At 70.2% G+C, this 15707-nt stretch carries 15 protein-coding genes and 1 pseudogene; 4 read left to right on the top strand and 12 right to left on the bottom strand.

Features of this window, described 5'->3' with window-relative positions:
- Positions 1-82: 82 nt before the first annotated feature.
- Positions 83-352: pseudogene (locus ACFVXC_RS03560) on the top strand (winged helix-turn-helix transcriptional regulator); the annotation flags it as partial.
- Positions 353-431: 79 nt separating this feature from the next.
- Here the strand turns inward: ACFVXC_RS03560 and ACFVXC_RS03555 are convergent.
- Complete coding sequence (locus ACFVXC_RS03555) at positions 432-854, bottom strand: hypothetical protein (protein WP_389901025.1); 423 nt, start codon at positions 852-854, stop codon at positions 432-434.
- 567 nt (positions 855-1421) lie between these two features.
- On the opposite strand from ACFVXC_RS03555, the gene ACFVXC_RS03550 reads away from it, so the two are divergent.
- Positions 1422-3326: an alpha-L-fucosidase gene (locus ACFVXC_RS03550; RefSeq protein WP_389901023.1), complete on the top strand. Its 1905-nt coding sequence runs from the start codon at positions 1422-1424 to the stop codon at positions 3324-3326.
- A 200-nt stretch (positions 3327-3526) separates the two neighbouring features.
- On the top strand, positions 3527-4996 hold the full coding sequence (gene proP, locus ACFVXC_RS03545; protein WP_389901021.1) for a glycine betaine/L-proline transporter ProP: 1470 nt from the start codon (positions 3527-3529) through the stop codon (positions 4994-4996).
- Positions 4997-5039: 43 nt separating this feature from the next.
- Here the strand turns inward: proP and ACFVXC_RS03540 are convergent, their stop codons facing one another.
- The 3 genes from ACFVXC_RS03540 to ACFVXC_RS03530 form a co-directional block, all read right to left on the bottom strand.
- On the bottom strand, positions 5040-5762 hold the full coding sequence (locus ACFVXC_RS03540) for a dienelactone hydrolase family protein (protein WP_389901019.1): 723 nt from the start codon (positions 5760-5762) through the stop codon (positions 5040-5042).
- Positions 5763-6074: 312 nt separating this feature from the next.
- The gene (locus ACFVXC_RS03535; protein ID WP_389901017.1) at positions 6075-6956 is read right to left on the bottom strand and encodes a hypothetical protein; all 882 of its coding nucleotides are present in this window, start codon (positions 6954-6956) and stop codon (positions 6075-6077) included.
- Between the two features lie 166 nt (positions 6957-7122).
- Positions 7123-8583, bottom strand: coding sequence for an MFS transporter (locus ACFVXC_RS03530; protein ID WP_389901015.1), 1461 nt, complete (start codon positions 8581-8583; stop codon positions 7123-7125).
- 91 nt (positions 8584-8674) lie between these two features.
- Between ACFVXC_RS03530 and ACFVXC_RS03525 the strand changes: the two genes are divergently transcribed.
- Complete coding sequence (locus ACFVXC_RS03525) at positions 8675-9064, top strand: winged helix-turn-helix transcriptional regulator (RefSeq protein WP_389901014.1); 390 nt, start codon at positions 8675-8677, stop codon at positions 9062-9064.
- Between the two features lie 59 nt (positions 9065-9123).
- Here ACFVXC_RS03525 and ACFVXC_RS03520 read toward each other — a convergent pair whose 3' ends face one another.
- From ACFVXC_RS03520 to ACFVXC_RS03485, 8 genes are all read right to left on the bottom strand, one after another.
- On the bottom strand, positions 9124-9936 hold the full coding sequence (locus tag ACFVXC_RS03520; RefSeq protein WP_389901013.1) for an SAM-dependent methyltransferase: 813 nt from the start codon (positions 9934-9936) through the stop codon (positions 9124-9126).
- Positions 9937-10051: 115 nt separating this feature from the next.
- The gene (locus ACFVXC_RS03515; protein WP_389901011.1) at positions 10052-10474 is read right to left on the bottom strand and encodes an acyl-CoA thioesterase; all 423 of its coding nucleotides are present in this window, start codon (positions 10472-10474) and stop codon (positions 10052-10054) included.
- 74 nt (positions 10475-10548) lie between these two features.
- A complete protein-coding gene (locus ACFVXC_RS03510; RefSeq protein ID WP_389901009.1) occupies positions 10549-11190 on the bottom strand; it encodes a hypothetical protein in 642 nt (213 codons plus the stop codon).
- Between the two features lie 105 nt (positions 11191-11295).
- Complete coding sequence (locus ACFVXC_RS03505; RefSeq protein ID WP_389901007.1) at positions 11296-12201, bottom strand: TIGR03619 family F420-dependent LLM class oxidoreductase; 906 nt, start codon at positions 12199-12201, stop codon at positions 11296-11298.
- Positions 12202-12322: 121 nt separating this feature from the next.
- Positions 12323-12907 (bottom strand): TerD family protein, encoded by a 585-nt coding sequence (locus tag ACFVXC_RS03500; protein WP_389901006.1) that lies wholly within the window; start codon positions 12905-12907, stop codon positions 12323-12325.
- A 54-nt stretch (positions 12908-12961) separates the two neighbouring features.
- Entirely contained in the window at positions 12962-13555 is a 594-nt protein-coding gene (locus ACFVXC_RS03495) for a histidine phosphatase family protein (protein WP_389901004.1), read from the bottom strand.
- Between the two features lie 65 nt (positions 13556-13620).
- The gene (locus ACFVXC_RS03490) at positions 13621-14406 is read right to left on the bottom strand and encodes a hypothetical protein (protein WP_389901003.1); all 786 of its coding nucleotides are present in this window, start codon (positions 14404-14406) and stop codon (positions 13621-13623) included.
- Positions 14406-15707, bottom strand: coding sequence for a VWA domain-containing protein (locus tag ACFVXC_RS03485; protein WP_389901001.1), 1302 nt, complete (start codon positions 15705-15707; stop codon positions 14406-14408). The genes ACFVXC_RS03490 and ACFVXC_RS03485 overlap by 1 nt, the downstream gene beginning before the upstream one ends.

The raw sequence follows: 15707 nt of genomic DNA, 5'->3' as shown, positions 1-15707 counted from the left end.
GAACACCCGGTGTTAGCGTCGGCGGATGACCGCACCCCTGCCCGGCAGACCGACCCGCGCCTCCACCACGGGTCGCCCCCTGATGGCCGCCCTCGACCTGTTCGGGCGGCGCTGGAGCCTGCGGATCGTCTGGGAGCTGCGGGCCGAGCCGCTGGGATTCCGCGCGTTGCAGGAGCGGTGCGACGCGATGTCGTCCAGCGTGCTGCGCCAGCGCCTGACCGAGCTGCTCGAAGCCCGCCTGGTGCGGCAGCTGCCCGACAGCTCCTACGCCCTGACCGAGCTCGGCCGCGAGGCCCACGAGGCCCTGCGCCCCCTGGACGCCTGGGCCGGACGCTGGGCGAAGGAGGTCAGCGCCGAGACCGCCCCTGGAGCCGCCCCTGAGGTCGCCCCTGAGGTCGCCCCTGGAGTCGCCCCTGAGGTCAACCTCGACGTCAGCCCCGACTCGGCAGGGGATCGGCGATGAGCGCGTCGCGCATCTGCTGGACGGTGTTCGTCAGCGCACTGAGCGGCCGGATCAGCAAGGTCGCCTCCGTCAACTGACCCTCGGCGTCGATCTGTTGCACGAACGCGCCGTACGCGGACTCCTCACCCACCTTTCCGGTGAACGTCGTCACGCACTGCTGCCCCTGCCCCTGTCCCCGCCTCCGCCCTTGCCCATCCCTCCCCGGATCGGTGAACTCGCCCAGCGGTTCGATCCCCGTCAAGCACTGCCCGATCTTCGGGAACAGGTGCGCCACGTCGTCCTGCCCGCTGTAGTCGGCGACCGGGCTGTGGAAGACGATGTCCCTCGCGAGCAGGAGCCGGGTTCGGTCGGGCACGCCGGGTGCCAGTAAGTCACGTATGTCGAGGCTCATCGGTGCCACTCCTCCTGACTGTCACGGCTGCTTCAGGCGCGCTGCTTCGATTTCCGAAGCAACACCCTTCGGAGCCTAGCCCAGACTCCGGGACTCTGTCCCACTCCCGTAGGCCCCCGTCCCGGGCAAGTCCGGCTCCCTGTCCCGATGTCAGCGGCGGTCTATGCCCATAGATGAGCCCACGGTCACTGACCTACGTTCGAATTCGGCGCCATTGAAAGCGCCCCCATCCGGAGGGAATCCCGAGCAAGGCAGTAGATGAAGCGCGTACAGAGGGCCGCGGTCAAGGCTGAAGTAGTCCGCGAACCGGGAGCGAAAGAGACCAGCCAGCGGAACTCATCGACACGCCGGACGGCGCCGACCGCTTGAAATCGGCAGGGAGATGCGGCGCGGGGGTGGCGGTCGGGGTGCCTCCGGAGCGACGCGCCTTGGCCGCTCTCCAGTCATCGGAGCGATGTCACGTGTTCGAGCCAACATCGGCCCCATCGGGCTCAGTTGGACGCATTGACATCCGATGTATTCAACCCTACGTTCCCGAGCGACCCGTCAACCTCAGGGAGCGCCCCCATGCGCACACAGTTCAGCCGCACCCGGCGAAGAGTCGCCGGGATCGCCCTGCTCCTCGCCTCGGCCCTCGCCGCCACCGCCGTCCCCGCAGCGGTGGCGGCCCCGACGGAACCCCCCACAGCCGCGACCACGACCGCGACCGAGACCGCAGCCGCCGCCCCGGCGCCCGAGCGGTCCGCGCCCACCGGCCCGGGAACCGACCACGCGGCAGACGACCCCTTCACCGCCGACCGCACCAACTGGTTCCGGCAGGACCGCTTCGGCATGTTCATCCACTTCGGCGCGTACTCCAACCTGGAGGGCGAGTACAAGAAGGCGGACGGTTCCGTGTGCCGTGACGCCGAGTGGATCCAGCGCCAGTGCGACATCCCGAAGGCCGAGTACGAGAAGCAGGCCGCGACGTTCAACCCGGCCGGCTTCGACGCGAAGGCCGTGGTCAAGGCGGCCAAGGACGCCGGAATGCGTTACATCGTCATCACCTCGAAGCACCACGAGGGATACGCGATGTGGCCCACGAAGGTCAACGACTGGAACCTGCGCGACCACTCCTCCTTCGACAAGAAGCGCGACATCCTCGCCGAGCTGAAGAAGGCATCGGACGACGCGGGCATCAAGCTCGGCTTCTACTACTCGATCTGGGACTGGCACGACCCGGACTTCCCGGACCCCGCCACCTTCCCCAAGTACGAGAAGCGGATGCGCGCCCAGCTCAAGGAGCTGGTCGACAACTACGACCCGGCGCTCCTGTGGTTCGACGGCGAGTGGGACACGGACAAGCCCAACAATCCCTGGACGGCGAAGGACGGCGAGAACCTCGAGGCCTACCTCCGCGGACTCGACCCGGACCTGATCATCAACAACCGCGTCGGCAAGCGCCGCGTGGTGGACGGCGACTACGGCACCCCCGAGCAGGAAATTCCCGGCGCCCCGGTCGACGGCCAGCTCTGGGAGTCCTGCATGACCCTCAACGGCCACTGGGGCTTCGCCCGCTACGACACAAACTGGAAATCGTCGTCCACCCTGGTCAGGAACCTCCTCTCCACCACGTCCCGCAGCGGCAACTACCTCCTGAACGTCGGCCCCGACGCCCGCGGCCGCGTCCCGCAGCCCTCCGTCGACCGCCTGAAGCAGATGGGCGACTGGCTGCGTACGTCGGGCCAGGGCGATGCGGTGTTCGGCGCGCGCTACGGCGGACTCGTCGAGGAGCCGAAATGGGGCTCCGTCAGCCGCAAGGGCGACAAGCTGTACGCGGCGGTCACCCAGTGGCCCGCGTCCGGTGCCGCCCTGCATCTGAAGGCGCGTACGGACTTCCAGGTCACGGCGGCACGCGTGCTCGGCAGCGGCCAGCAGGTGACGGTCACCGAGTCCGGCGACGGCATCGACGTCAAGCCGTCCGGCGGGGCGGCCAACGACACCGCCACGGTCATCGAGCTGAAGGTGGACCCGGGTCCGACAGCCCGCCCCGGCAAGGGCAAGGGCCTCACGCAGGAGATCTTCGACAACACCGACCTGACCGGCGCCCCGAAGATCACCCGCATCGATCGCACCCTCAACCACGCCTGGAAGTACGAGGGTTCACCGGCCGCGAGCATCCCCTCCGACAAGTTCAGCATCCGCTGGAGCGGCAGCCTGGAGCCGCGCCGCTCGGAGACGTACACCCTGACGACCGTCTCGGACGACATGGCGCGGGTGTGGATCGACGGCAAGCTGGTCATCGACTCCTGGACGCCGCACGAGCCGAAGATCGACAAGGCCCAGGTCGCCCTCACCGCGGGCGAGCGCCACTCGATCAAGGTCGAGTACGCGGAACAGACCGGCGAGGCCCACATGAAGCTGCTCTGGTCGAGCCCCGGCCAGGAACAGCAGATCGTGCCCGCGACGCAGCTGTACGCGCACGCGCGCTGACCTCAAGTGATCGGGCCCCAAGTCCTGAGGATTCAGGACTTGGGGCCCTCGCTGTGAGGACCAATGGCGGGCACTTTCCGTTCTCCGGAATTGGGAGTGTTGATCTCGCCCAGCAGGGCAGACGACGGATTGTCGTTGTCCGGCCCCCCAGGTCAGGGCATCGATGAACGCCTATTGCCGACCGAGAGAGTGACTACCCCGTGAGCGCGCCCGAAGCACCTGAGACACCGGCACCCGCTCCGGAGGCCCTAGCGCGCCACCGCGCGCTCTTCCGCGCGATCCACCGCCGCAAGAACCCGCGCCTGCGCCAGTCGGACATCACCGTCACCGAAGAGATACAGGTCAGGCGGGCGGTCAAGGCGACCGCGCTCGGCAACGCCATGGAGTGGTACGACTTCGGCGTCTACGCCTACCTCGCGGTGATCATCGGCAAGGAGTTCTTCCCCTCCGGCAACGACACCGCGCAGACGCTCTCCTCCCTCGCCACCTTCGCTGCGGCCTTCCTCGTGCGCCCCATCGGCGGCATGGTCTTCGGACCCCTCGGTGACCGCGTCGGCCGCAAGAAGATCCTCGCGCTGACCATGATCATGATGGCGTCGGCGACCCTGGCGATCGGCCTGATCCCCAGCTACACCACCATCGGCGTCTGGGCCCCGGTCCTCCTCGTGCTCTGCCGCATGGTGCAGGGCTTCTCCACGGGCGGTGAGTACGGTGGCGCCGCGACGTTCATCGCCGAGTACGCGCCCGACAAGCGCCGCGGGTTCTGGGGCTCCTTCCTGGAGTTCGGCACCCTGATCGGCTACACCGTCGCCGCCGTTCTCGTCACCGCCCTGACCATGGGGCTGAGCGACGACGCCATGCAGTCCTGGGGCTGGCGCATCCCGTTCCTGGTGGCGGCACCGCTCGGCCTCATCGGCCTCTACCTGCGGCTGAAGCTCGACGAGTCGCCCGCCTTCCAGAAGATGGCGGAAGCGGAGAGCGGACCTGCCGCCGAACGCCAGAAGAAGTCCTTCAAGGACTCCTTCTTCGGCCAGTGGCGGGCGATGCTGCTCTGCATCGCGCTTGTCGCCGCGTTCAACGTCACCGACTACATGCTGCTCTCCTACATGCCGACGTATCTGACGCAGCTCGGCTTCGGCGAGACCGGTGGCCTGATGTCCATCGTGCTCGTCATGCTGATCCTGATGGCGCTCATCAACTCGGTCGGCCGCCTCTCCGACCGCATCGGCCGCAAGCCGGTCCTGATGGCGGGCTCGGTGGGCTTCTTCGTCCTGGCGATCCCGGCCTTCCTCCTCATCAAGCAGGGCGGCACGGTGGCGGTCTTCACCGGCCTGCTCATCCTCGGCCTGTCCCTGGTCTGCTACCTGGGCGTGATGTCCTCCTCGCTCCCCGCCCTGTTCCCCACGGACGTCCGCTACGGCTCGCTCTCCATCGGCTTCAACATCTCGGTCTCGCTCTTCGGCGGTACGACCCCGCTGGTGGTGGCGGCTCTGATCGGCGCGACCGGCAACGACCTGATGCCCGCGTTCTACACGATGCTCGCGGGCCTGGTCGGCATCATCGCGGTGGCCGCGATGAAGGAGACGGCCCGCAAGCCCCTGGAGGGCTCCCCGCCGTCGGTCGCGACGGACGAGGAGGCGCGGGAACTGGTGGCGGCGCAGCGTCCCTGACACCGGTGTGGGCGCGGCCCGCCGCCCCCACGACAGCCTCACCTCACCTCAGGTGCCGGTCGTAGAACCGGCCCCCGTCCTCCACCTCGAACCACGGGGTGCCGGTGTGCCCGCCCGGATTGGCGTGCAGCGTCTTCTCCTTGCTGCCGAAGGCGTCGAACAGGTCGAGGGCCCGCTGCCGGGGGTTCCCCTCGTCGTCCCACTGCAGCAGGAACAGCAGCGGAACGGTGACCTGCCGGGCCTCCTCGCGCTGGGCGCGGGGCACGTAACCCCCGGCGAAGAGACCGGCGGCCGCGATGCGCGGCTCGACGGCCGCGAGGTGGATGCCGACGGCGGCCCATCCCGAGTACCCCACCGGGCCGCCGATCTCGGGCAGTGCGAGGAGGGCGTCCAGGGTGGTCCGCCATTCCGGGACGGCCTTCTCGACCAGCGGGCCGATGAAGGACTCGAAGATCTCGTCGGCAGGCTCGCCGGCCTGCATCGCCCGGCGGATGTCGGCGCGCGCCTGTTCGTCGGCGGCGGAACGGGGCCGGTCACCGCACCCGGGGGCGTCGATGGAGGCGACCGCGTAGCCGTGCGCCGCGGTGTGCCGGGCCCGTGCCACCAGCCGGGACGCCCCCTTGGGCAGGCCGTTGTTGTGGGCCATCAGGATCAGCGGAACCGGTGCGGAGGAATCAGGCGTCCACAGGGTGCCGGGGATCTCGCCGAGGGTGAATTCGCGTTCGAGGACGTCGTCGTCGAGGCGCTGCTCGGAAGCGAAGTGCATGGTCGTGCCTTTCGGGAGGGCTCTTCTGCGGCGCTCCCGGACGACCTATCGCCCGACCGTGACCCCGGAGGGGAGCACCCATGTCGACACTGCGTTCACGGGTACCACCTCCTCGTTGTTCTCTCGCACGGCCTCCGGGAAAGTAGCAGGGCCCGCCGGGGCCCGGCAACGGGTTTTCGCGGAGGCTCACCGAGCGAGCCGACCGCCCCCGAGGCCGGTCACGGACTGCGTCCAGGTGCGGGGTTCCAGGGCGAGTCGGGGGCCTTGGGGGTTCTTGGGGTCGCGGACGTGACCGGCTCGCTGAAGGCGGGGTCAGTCGCAGAGGCGGCGCGTGGTGAGGGCGCCGCCCGTGTTCTCGTTGTCCGTGCCCAGGGCCGCGAGGTGGGAGCCGGGGGCGCAGTGCAGCGCTTCGATCTTGTGGCCGTCGAACTTCTCCAGGACCTCGGGCGACTTGGCTACGGACAGCCGTACGGTCCCATCGGAGGCGACGGACAGCTTGCCCGCGTCGCTCACGGCGGAGTCGAAAGGACCGTCGTCTCCGGCATCGGACGCCGAACTGACCAGCAGACGGCCCGACTTGGTCACTTCGATGTCCGAGGCGTGACGCACGTCCCCCTCTGGGTACGGCGCACGGAACGTCGCCTTGTCCACCGGCCCGAACTGCGCCTCACCGTAGGAATTGAGCTCGAACGGTGCCGCGTACAGCGTCGCCGGGCGGTCCTCGCCCTCACCCCGGTCCGCCCAGACCGCCGCCGTCTCCCCGTGCCGCGAGGTCAGCGAGAAGCTCTCGAAGTTGTCGTCAGTGCCGATCGCGGGCAGCGGGGCGACGTCCAGGACCTGCACGGACTCCCCGGCGTCGGTCAGCTTGAGGTGATAGGCGAGCCCGCGGCTGGCCAGGGCCACGTACTCGTCGGAGGTCCCCGGCACCGCGTCGAGCGCCTCCAGGTCGATCGGCTCGGCGCCGCCGTGCCAGGAGATCGGCGAGACCTCGGTCGGCCGGCCGGGGCGGTAGGTGACCTCGGCGATGCGGTTCTCGCCGGGCTCCTTGTTGTCGCGCACGACGAGGGTGCGCAGACTGTCACCCGAACGCGAGGTGACGGTGAGGCCGCTGATGCCCGACTTGATGTCGTCCCCGACCTGCTGCCACGAGGCGGCCTTCGGCTGAGCCGTGGAAAGCCCGGTGCTGAGCGCCACGGCAACTCCCGTGCCGATAACGGTACATGCGGTCAGGACGGTCTTACGCATGGTCAGGGACCTCTCGCTCGGTGTGCGACGCGCGTAGATTCACGGCTGGCCGGACCGTAATGGCCCGGCCGCCGTGAGGGCAAGGGGGCTACCTGAACTGGTCTAACGGGCGGGTTCACGTCGCCGGGGCGGGTTCGCGGTGCTGCTGCTCGGGCTGCGCCTGCTCGGCTGCCCCGCGCTCGGGCCGCAGCAGCGCCGCCGCCAGGGCGATGCCCGCCGCCGCGATGCCCGTGGCCACCCAGAAGGCGAGGCGGTAGCCGTCGGCCGTGGCCGCCACGGTCCGGTCGCCGTCCGCGAGCAGGCTCTCGGTGCGGCTCGCCGCCAGCGTGGTCAGAACGGCGAGACCCAGGGAACCGCCCACCACCTGCGTGGTGTTGAAGAGGCCGGAGGCAAGACCCGCGTCCTGCTCGCGCGCCCCGGACATCGCGAGCCCCGTCACCGCGGGCATCGCCGCCGCGAACCCGGCGCCGAGCAGCAGCATGGAGGGGAGTACGTCGACGACGTACGAACCGTCGGCGGGCAGGCGGCCCAGGAGAGCCAGGCCGCCCGTGATGAGGACGAGGCCGGCGAGCAGGGCACGGTAGGGGCCGAAGCGGCCTATCACCCTGGCGGACAGGCCCAGCATCAGGACGCCGATGGCGACAGGGGCGGGCAGGAACGCGAAGCCGGTCTTCAACTCGCCGTACCCGAGCACGCGTTGGAAGTAGAGCGCGCCGATGTACTGAAAGCCGAACATGCCCGCGATCATCAGGATCTGCACGGCGTTGGCGCCGGTCAGCGTGCGGGAGCGGAAGACGCGCAGGCGCAGCAGGGGACGGGCCGTACGGGCCTGGCGTGCGGCGAAGGCGGTGTACAGGGCGAGGGAGAGCGCGGCGAGCGCGAGGGTGGCCGGTGTGCCGTGCCCGGCGGAACCGACGATCGTGTACACGGTGAGCATCAGCGCGCCGGTGATGAGCGCGGCGCCCGGGTAGTCCGCGCCCCCGGCGAGGCCCGTGCCGGGGTCGTTCGCCAGGACGCGTACCGCCGCCACGAGCGCGACGGCCCCGATCGGCAGGTTGATCAGGAAGATCCAGTGCCAGCTGAGGGTCTCGGTGAGCGCGCCGCCCAGGAACGTGCCGAGCGCGCCGCCCGCCGCGCCGACCGCGCTGAACACGGCGATGGCCTTGGCCTGTTCGCGCGGCTCGGGGAAGAGCGCCACCAGCATGCCGAGCACGACCGCCGATGTCATCGCCCCGCCGACACCCTGCACGGCGCGTGCCGCGATCAGCAGGCCCTGGTCGGTGGCGACCCCGCACAGCACGGACGCCGCGGTGAACACGGCGAGGCCCGAGACGAACATCCGCTTGCGGCCGATGAGATCGCCGAGCCGCCCCGCCAGGAGGAGCAGTCCGCCGAAGGCGATGAGGTAGGCGTTCACGACCCAGGCGAGGCCCGGCGCCGAGAAGCCGAGGTCGCTCTGGATGGCGGGCATCGCGACGGTCACGATGTTGCCGTCGATGATCGTCATCAGGAGGCCCGAGGACAGGACGGCGAGCGACGCCCTGCGGGAGCGTGCGGAAATGATGGCATCGGACACGGTGAAAAACCTCCATGAACTGCATAGGTGCACGACTTGTAACGGGGCTCATCGTGCGTGACCATGGAGGCTGGGAGAAGGAGGAACTTCAATGTCCCAAGGGAACACCGGTGTTACGGCGCAGGTGGTGAACGCGCAGGCGTGCCCGCTGCGGGAAGTTCTTGACAGGGTGGTGGGGAAATGGAGCATCCCGATCCTGGTCGCGGCGGCCCACGGCCCCATCCGCTTCACCGAGTTGGAGCGCAGCATCGAGGGCATCAGCCGCCGCATGCTGACCCTGACCCTGCGGAACCTGGAGCGCGACGGCCTGCTCACGCGCACGGTGTACCCGACGGTTCCACCGAAGGTCGAGTACGAACTGACACCGGTCGCAAGGGAATTGCACGGCACGCTGCTGACTCTGACGGGGTGGGCCGAGCGGAACCGGGTGACGATCGCGCAGTCGCGCGCCGACTATGACGAGAAGCGAGGGCTGGTGTAGACCGGGGACCTGCCCCCCGGCCCGCACCGGCCCTCGCCGCTGCGTGCGCGCACGGGCGGCTACGGCTTGCGCGCCACCGCGCCGTACGCGTCGACCGGCGTCGCGTCCTCGGTCTCCGGGCGCCACCGCGTGACCTGGGAGACGCCGGGCTCCACAAGGTCCAGGCCGTCGAAGAAGCCGCCGATCTCCTCGACGCTGCGTACGTGGTAGGGGATCGCGCCGCTCTTGTTGTACGCGTTCGACGCCGCGATCATGCCATCGCTGGTGGCGGTGCTGTCGCTGATCACGAGGTAACTGCCGGACGGCAGGCCCGCCATGAGCCGCGACACCAGATCACGCGCCTGCTGGTAATCGGCCACGTGGCCCAGGGTGTTGAGGATCATCAGCGCGACCGGCTTGGAGAGATCCAGGGTCGCGCTCGCGGACTCCAGGATCGCCTTGGGGTCGTAGAGGTCGGCGTCGATGTACGCGGTGACGCCCTCGGGCGTACTGGTGAGCAGCGCGCGGGCGTGCGCCAGGACGAGCGGGTCGTTGTCCACGTAGACGATCCGGGAGTCCGGGGCCACGCGCTGGGCGACCTCGTGCGTGTTGTCGGCGGTCGGCAGGCCCGTGCCGATGTCCAGGAACTGGCGGACACCCCGCTCCGTCGCGAGATGACGGACGGCGCGGCCGAGGAACTGCCGGCTCAGGCGCGCCACGTCGACGAGGCCGGGGTGGATGCCCTTGATGTGGTCGCCGAGTTCGCGGTCCTTCTCGTAGTTGTCCTTGCCGCCCACGAAGTAGTTCCAAAAGCGCGCGGAGTGCGGCGTGCTGGTGTCGATGCGCGCGCGTATGTCCGCTGCGGCGTCGGCTTGGGGGTCGCGATCCGACACGAGGGTCCTCCTGTGGGTGAACGGGCCTGCTTGTTAATTGAAAGAACGATCACCTGCCAATCTAGTTCCCGCGGTCCGGACCAGCACTCCCAACTCGCCTTTCGCCGCGGGCCGCTCAGAGGCCGATCACCGTCGGGTCGTCGGCCAGCGCCCTGAAGTACTCGCGCGGATCCCGCACCATCTGCCGTTCATCGAGGTCCAGGAGGCCGCCGACGGAGCGCAACTCAGCGGCTTCCGTGCCGTCCGCCTTGCGGATCGACTGCTCGATGCGGAACGTCTTGCGCTCGCCCCACACGAACACGCAGGTCACCTCCACCTCGTCGCCCGCGCGCAGCTCGCTGAAGTAGCGGATGGTGTTCTCCAGGGCGACCGGACCCACCCCTTTGGCCAGCAGATCGGCCTGTTCTATGCCCGCCGCGCGCAGCACCGACCAGCGGGCGTGCTCGGCGTACTGGAGGTAGACGGCCTGGTTGACGTGCCCCTGTGCGTCCGTCTCGTACCCACGGACACTGATGCTCACGGAAAACGGCTCCGCCACGACATTCCCTTCGACGGTTCAACACGGATATCTACGGATACCTACTGTTCACTGCCCCTCCGGTCGGCCCTGCGCTATCCCCTCCGCGGCGACGCGAGGAGATAGCGGGCGCCGCGGGTCCGCTCGGTGTGTTCGCTGACCTGCCACCCCGCGGCCTCCAGCGCGCTCGCGCACGCCCGAAGGCCGTCGGGCGCCGCATCACGCACGGCGACGGCCTCGGGCTGCGGAGTCTCGCCCACCCGATACCCCTGGGGCCCGGGCGAACAGCCCGCCGCCTCCAGGGCCAGCGCCGCGGCCTGCACCAGATGCGTCCGCTCCCAGGCACAGGGGCGTTCCCGCGCGCCATCCGGATTGGTCATGCGGCGCATCTCAAGGAGACCTTCCCAGGCGCTGCGTACGTCGCGGGCGCGGGCCGGGCTCCCGGAGTCCTGCGGGGCCATGGGCTCGGCGCCGGTGCGGGCGGCGAAGAGGCCGGAGGCGGCTGGGGCGGCCGGGGGAGGGGCAGGGGCCTCGGCGGTGGGACCGGGCCAGGTTTCTTCCCGTACGCGATGGCCGGCGGGTGTCAGGAAGCAGGCGTGCGGCGGCCGGGGGTGCCGGAAGGCGAGGCGGTGCCGCACGAGTGTCGCCAGCTGCGCCTCGCTCCCGGTGAGACGGCCCGTCGCCGGGTCCGCGGCCTCGATGACGCGCCGCTGAGCCGCCGTCGGAGGCTTCGTCATGAGCCCACCTCTTCCCCAGGTCGTCCTCGCCTGGTTCCGATAGTGCCTCGTGCCACTGACAACGGCCGCGGGACCTCAGCCGCCGGGGGATGACGGGCCGCCGGTTCAGCGAACCGTTCCCGTGGCGAGGTCGACCACCCTCTCGGCGACGAGGTCGAGCGTGCGCCGGTCGTCGTCGGCGGTGCCGCGCTCGGCGGGCGTACCGGGGTAGGTGTCGAGCAGGACGTCCGTGGCGCCGAGCTCGGCCAGTGTCTCCAGGTCGGCACGGAGCTGGTCGACGCCGCCGTGCCCGAGCGGGCGCTCCGCCGTGTCCGGCTGCGGGGCGAGCCTCAGCTGGAGGCGGGGCACGAGGTCCGGCGCGGGGCGCCCCGCGGCCTCGGCCTCCGCCGCGATCCGGGGCAGAGCCGTCCGCAGAACGTCGAGCGTCGGCATGAACGGGTGCCAGCCCTCACCGAGGCGGGCCGCGCGGCGCTGGGCCGCGGGGGAGTTGCCGCCGACCCAGACGGGCAGCCGAGCCGCGGGGAGGGGAGCGTTGTGGATGCCTTCGTAGGCGACGTATCGCCCCTGGAACGAGGTCGTCTCCTCGGACCATGACGCGCGGATCGCGGCGAGGTACTCGTCCGTGATGGCGCCGCGCTCGTCGAAGGGGACGCCAAGGGCCTCGTACTCGGCGCGGGACCATCCGACACCGGCGCCCAGGATGAACCCGGCGTCGTTCAGCTGGTCGATGTTGGCGGCGAGGCGGGCGGTCTGGAGCGGGTGGCGGTAAGGGATCACCGTGATCGTCGTGCCGAGCCGCAGTCCCGGTACGCGGCCCGCGAGGTGCGCGGCGAGTACGAACTGGTCGTAGAACGGCGCCGGATAGACCGAGTGCACATCAGGTGTGACCGTGATGTGGTCGGAGATCATCGCGAAGCCGAACCCGGTGTCGCGGGCGTCCGTGGCCTGCCGGACGAGGGAGTCCGGGGTGGTGCCGGAGCCGAAATTGAGGAGGTTGACGCCGTATCGCATGGCGGCAAGTCTCGATGACCTTCGGGGTGTGTGTCGAACCGGGGTGCGAGTCGAACCCGAGGCGGGTCCTCGACCGGGTCGGCCGTTCTCCCCGGCCGACCCGGACTTCCCACAGTTCCCGCTACTTGCTCATGGCGAAACGCATCAGGGCCTGCTCGTCGCCCTGCTTGATCTTCCCGGTCTCGTTGATGACCTGGAGCTTCCAGCTCCCACCGTCCCGCATCGCCTTGGCCACGGCGCAGCCGTTGTCGTTGGTGAGCAGGCTCGGCCAGATGTCGGCGACCTGCTGGGTGCTGCCGCCCGTGGCGTCGTACACCTTGAAGCTGATGTTGCGCGCGTTCTGGAAGGCGCTGCGCTTCTTGTACGCGGCGGCGACGAACACGATGGACGTGATGTTGTCCGGCACGCGCTGGAACTCGACGGTCACCGTCTCGTCGTCGCCGTCGCCCTTGCCGGTCTGGTTGTCCCCGCTGTGCAGCAGCGAGCCGTTGCCCAGCGGGTCGAGCGAGTCGAGACCGGCGAGGCGCACCGGGTCCGCGCCCGCCATCGCGATGGCGATGAGGTCGAGGTCGGTGCCCGTCTTCTGGCGGAGCTTGCCCATCAGGCCGCCGCTGCTGCCTACGGTCGGATCCCAGGACACCCCTATGGTCAGGTGGGTCACTCCGCCGAGATCAGCCGGGCCGTCTTCCTTCTTGAGCGTGATCATTCGTGATCCATTCTTAATGGTGAGAGTGCTATATGAGACAGAGTCTGCCTGGTTTCACGGGCGGATGTTCCAGCTCGCCACCACCGGGCGGCCGTGCTCCGTGCTGAGGCGGCACACCGTCCCCGTCGCCAGCTGGAACAACGCCCCACCGGACGCCGGGAGTCCGAGGCGCCGAGCCGTCAGGACCCGCAGGAAGTGGGAGTGGGCGAAGAGCACCACACTGCCCTCGTTGTTGCCGAGAGCCGCGTCGACCTTGGCCAGCATCCGGTCGGCCCGCTCACCGACCTGCTCCGGAGTCTCACCGGGGTGCTCGGCGGGGCCCGCGGCCACTCCGTCGGTGAACAGATACCAGTCGGGGCGGGTGCGGTGGATCTCCACCGTCGTGACACCCTCGTACGCCCCGTAGTCCCACTCGCTCAGGTCGGCGTCGACGAAGGCGTTCGGGAACCCGGCCAGCTCCGCCGTGTCCCTGGCCCGCTCCCGGGGGCTCACGAACGCCGCCCCGATCCGGAACCTCCCCACCAGCGGCGCGAGCCCCCGCGCCTGCTCCCTGCCGTTCTCGGTGAGCGGGATGTCCGTCCAGCTGGTGTGCTGTCCGGACAGCGACCACTGGGTCTCGCCGTGCCGGACGAGGAGCAGATCACCCATGGTGCGCAACTTCCTGTCTGTCGGTGGTGACCGGTCCAAAAGGCCCGGTCCGGCCACCACCGAGGTTAGATCCCCGCAGGTACGCGCGCCGGGCGGCCCGAGCCGCGCGTCAGGCAGTACCCCCCGATGCCCGCGAGGGCACCGAGCACGCCACCGGCCGCGGTCCACAGCCAGCGGGACGACCACAGGCCCGACGACCAGCCGTCGTCCGGCTCACTGGACGCCGCCTCCATCTTCGTGCCGATCCCCGGCACCAGCGGCTTCGCCAGCGAGCCGTCCACCGCCATCGCGCCGCCCGCGTCGCTCGACGTGACCTTCGTCGCGGCCCGCATCGGCAGACCCAGGTCGTCCGCCTTGAGGCCGGTGACCGTCAGGCGCGCGTAGTACGTGCCGGGCAGCGGGTCGTTCGCCCACGGCTCCGCCCAGCCCCGCACCGTGCGCAGGGTGCAGGACAGCTCGACCGTGGCGGCGTCCTGCGCCGCTGCTCTGGTCTGCGCGCCGAACCGGCACGCCTGATGGCGCCGCAGCCCGTCGTAGACGTCCACCTGCCAGGTGGAGCCGCCGTGCCGGGCGGTGCCCTCGGGCAGCTTCACCGTGGCGTGCACGGTGGGGCGCTGTCCGACGTCCGCCGGGAACGACCAGTACAGGTAGTCGCCGGTGGACGCCTCCGCGGTGGCCTCCTGGTCCGGCTGGATCGCCGTCGCCGTACGGAAGGACGTACCGGCCTCGGTCGGCTCGGTGGACTCGTCGTCACCGGAGTCGGCCGCGGCGGTCCCCGCCGTCCCGCACAGGGCGAGCAGCGCGGCTCCCGCAAGCAGCCCGGCCCGGCTCAACACACGTGTCGTACGCATCAGTTGGTCCTCCAGACCGCGAAGCGCCAGCGCGAGACCCAGCCCCAGACCAGACCGGCGACGAAGCCGGTGAGGATCAGTGCGCCGAGCAGCCACCAGCCGTTGCCCAGGCCGAAGGACGCCACGTCCGACGCCTCGTCGGGCGCGTCCACCAGGTCGACGGCCAGTTCGACGGGCAGACCCGGGGTCGTCTTGACGGAGGCAGGAGCCGAGAAGGAGTTGCTCACCTGGAGGCACACGGTCTCCGCGGCGGCCTCGCCCCCGTCCGTGTCCTCTTCGTCGTCCCCCTCGGGCTTCGGATAGCGCAGGCCGGTAGAGATCACGTCGGTACGTCCGTCACCCGCCTCGGAGCCACGTACGATCTCGCGTCCGTGCACGGTCGAGGCCCGCAGCAGTACGCCGTAGTCCTGGTTGACCGCGCGGTCGGCGCCGACGCTGACGGAGGCGCGCAGCTCCTGGCCGGGCTCGACGTCGACGCGGTACCAGCGGTGCTCGCCGAACCTCTCGCGGTCGGTGTAGACGCCCGCCTTGAGCTGCGGGGCGTCGGTGCACTGGGCGGCGCCCTTCGCCGCCACCGGGGTGGCGACAGGGTCCGCCGCGCGGTCCACCAACTGCTTGACGCGGCCGGAGAGCTCATCGGTGTGCCGCACCGACGTGTACGTACCGCCGGTGGCCTCCGCGATGCAGCTCAGCTGGTCGCGGGTCTTGGCGTCCGGCACGAGGCCGAGCGTGTCGACCGTGAGGTGGATGCCCTCGGCGGCGATCTTGCGGGCCACCTCGCAGGGGTCGAGCGGCTGGCAGGTGTCCTCGCCGTCGGAGATGAGGACGATGCGGCGGCTGCGCTCGGTGTTGTCGTCCTTGAGGTCGTCGGCGGCCTTCAGGAGCGTGGGGCCGATCGGCGTCCAGCCGGTGGGCGCGAGCGTGGCCACCGCGGTCTTCGCCTCGGTGCGCTTGTCGCGGTCGAGTTCGGCGACGGGGTAGAGGAGCTCGGTGTCCTTGCAGCCCGTCTTGCGGTCGTCGCCGTGGTAGTTGGCGCCCAACGTCCTTATGCCGAGCTGGACTTCGTCCGGCGTGGCGTCGAGAACCTCGTTGAACGCCTGCTTCGCCGCCGCCATCCGGGACTTGCCGTCGATGTCGCGGGCCCGCATGGAACCGCTGACGTCGAGCACCAGCTCGACCTTGGGTGAGGGCTGCGCCGGTTCATCGGGGTCGGCGGCCGCGGGGCCCGCCGTGCCGAGCCCGGCGGTCATGGCGGCGAGCAGGGCGAGGGCCCCGGCCGCCAGCCGTTGTCTTGTGATCAT

Source organism: Streptomyces sp. NPDC058257 (assembly GCF_042881845.1).
GTDB lineage: Bacteria > Actinomycetota > Actinomycetes > Streptomycetales > Streptomycetaceae > Streptomyces.
This window is presented reverse-complemented; position numbering and strand designations above follow the sequence as displayed.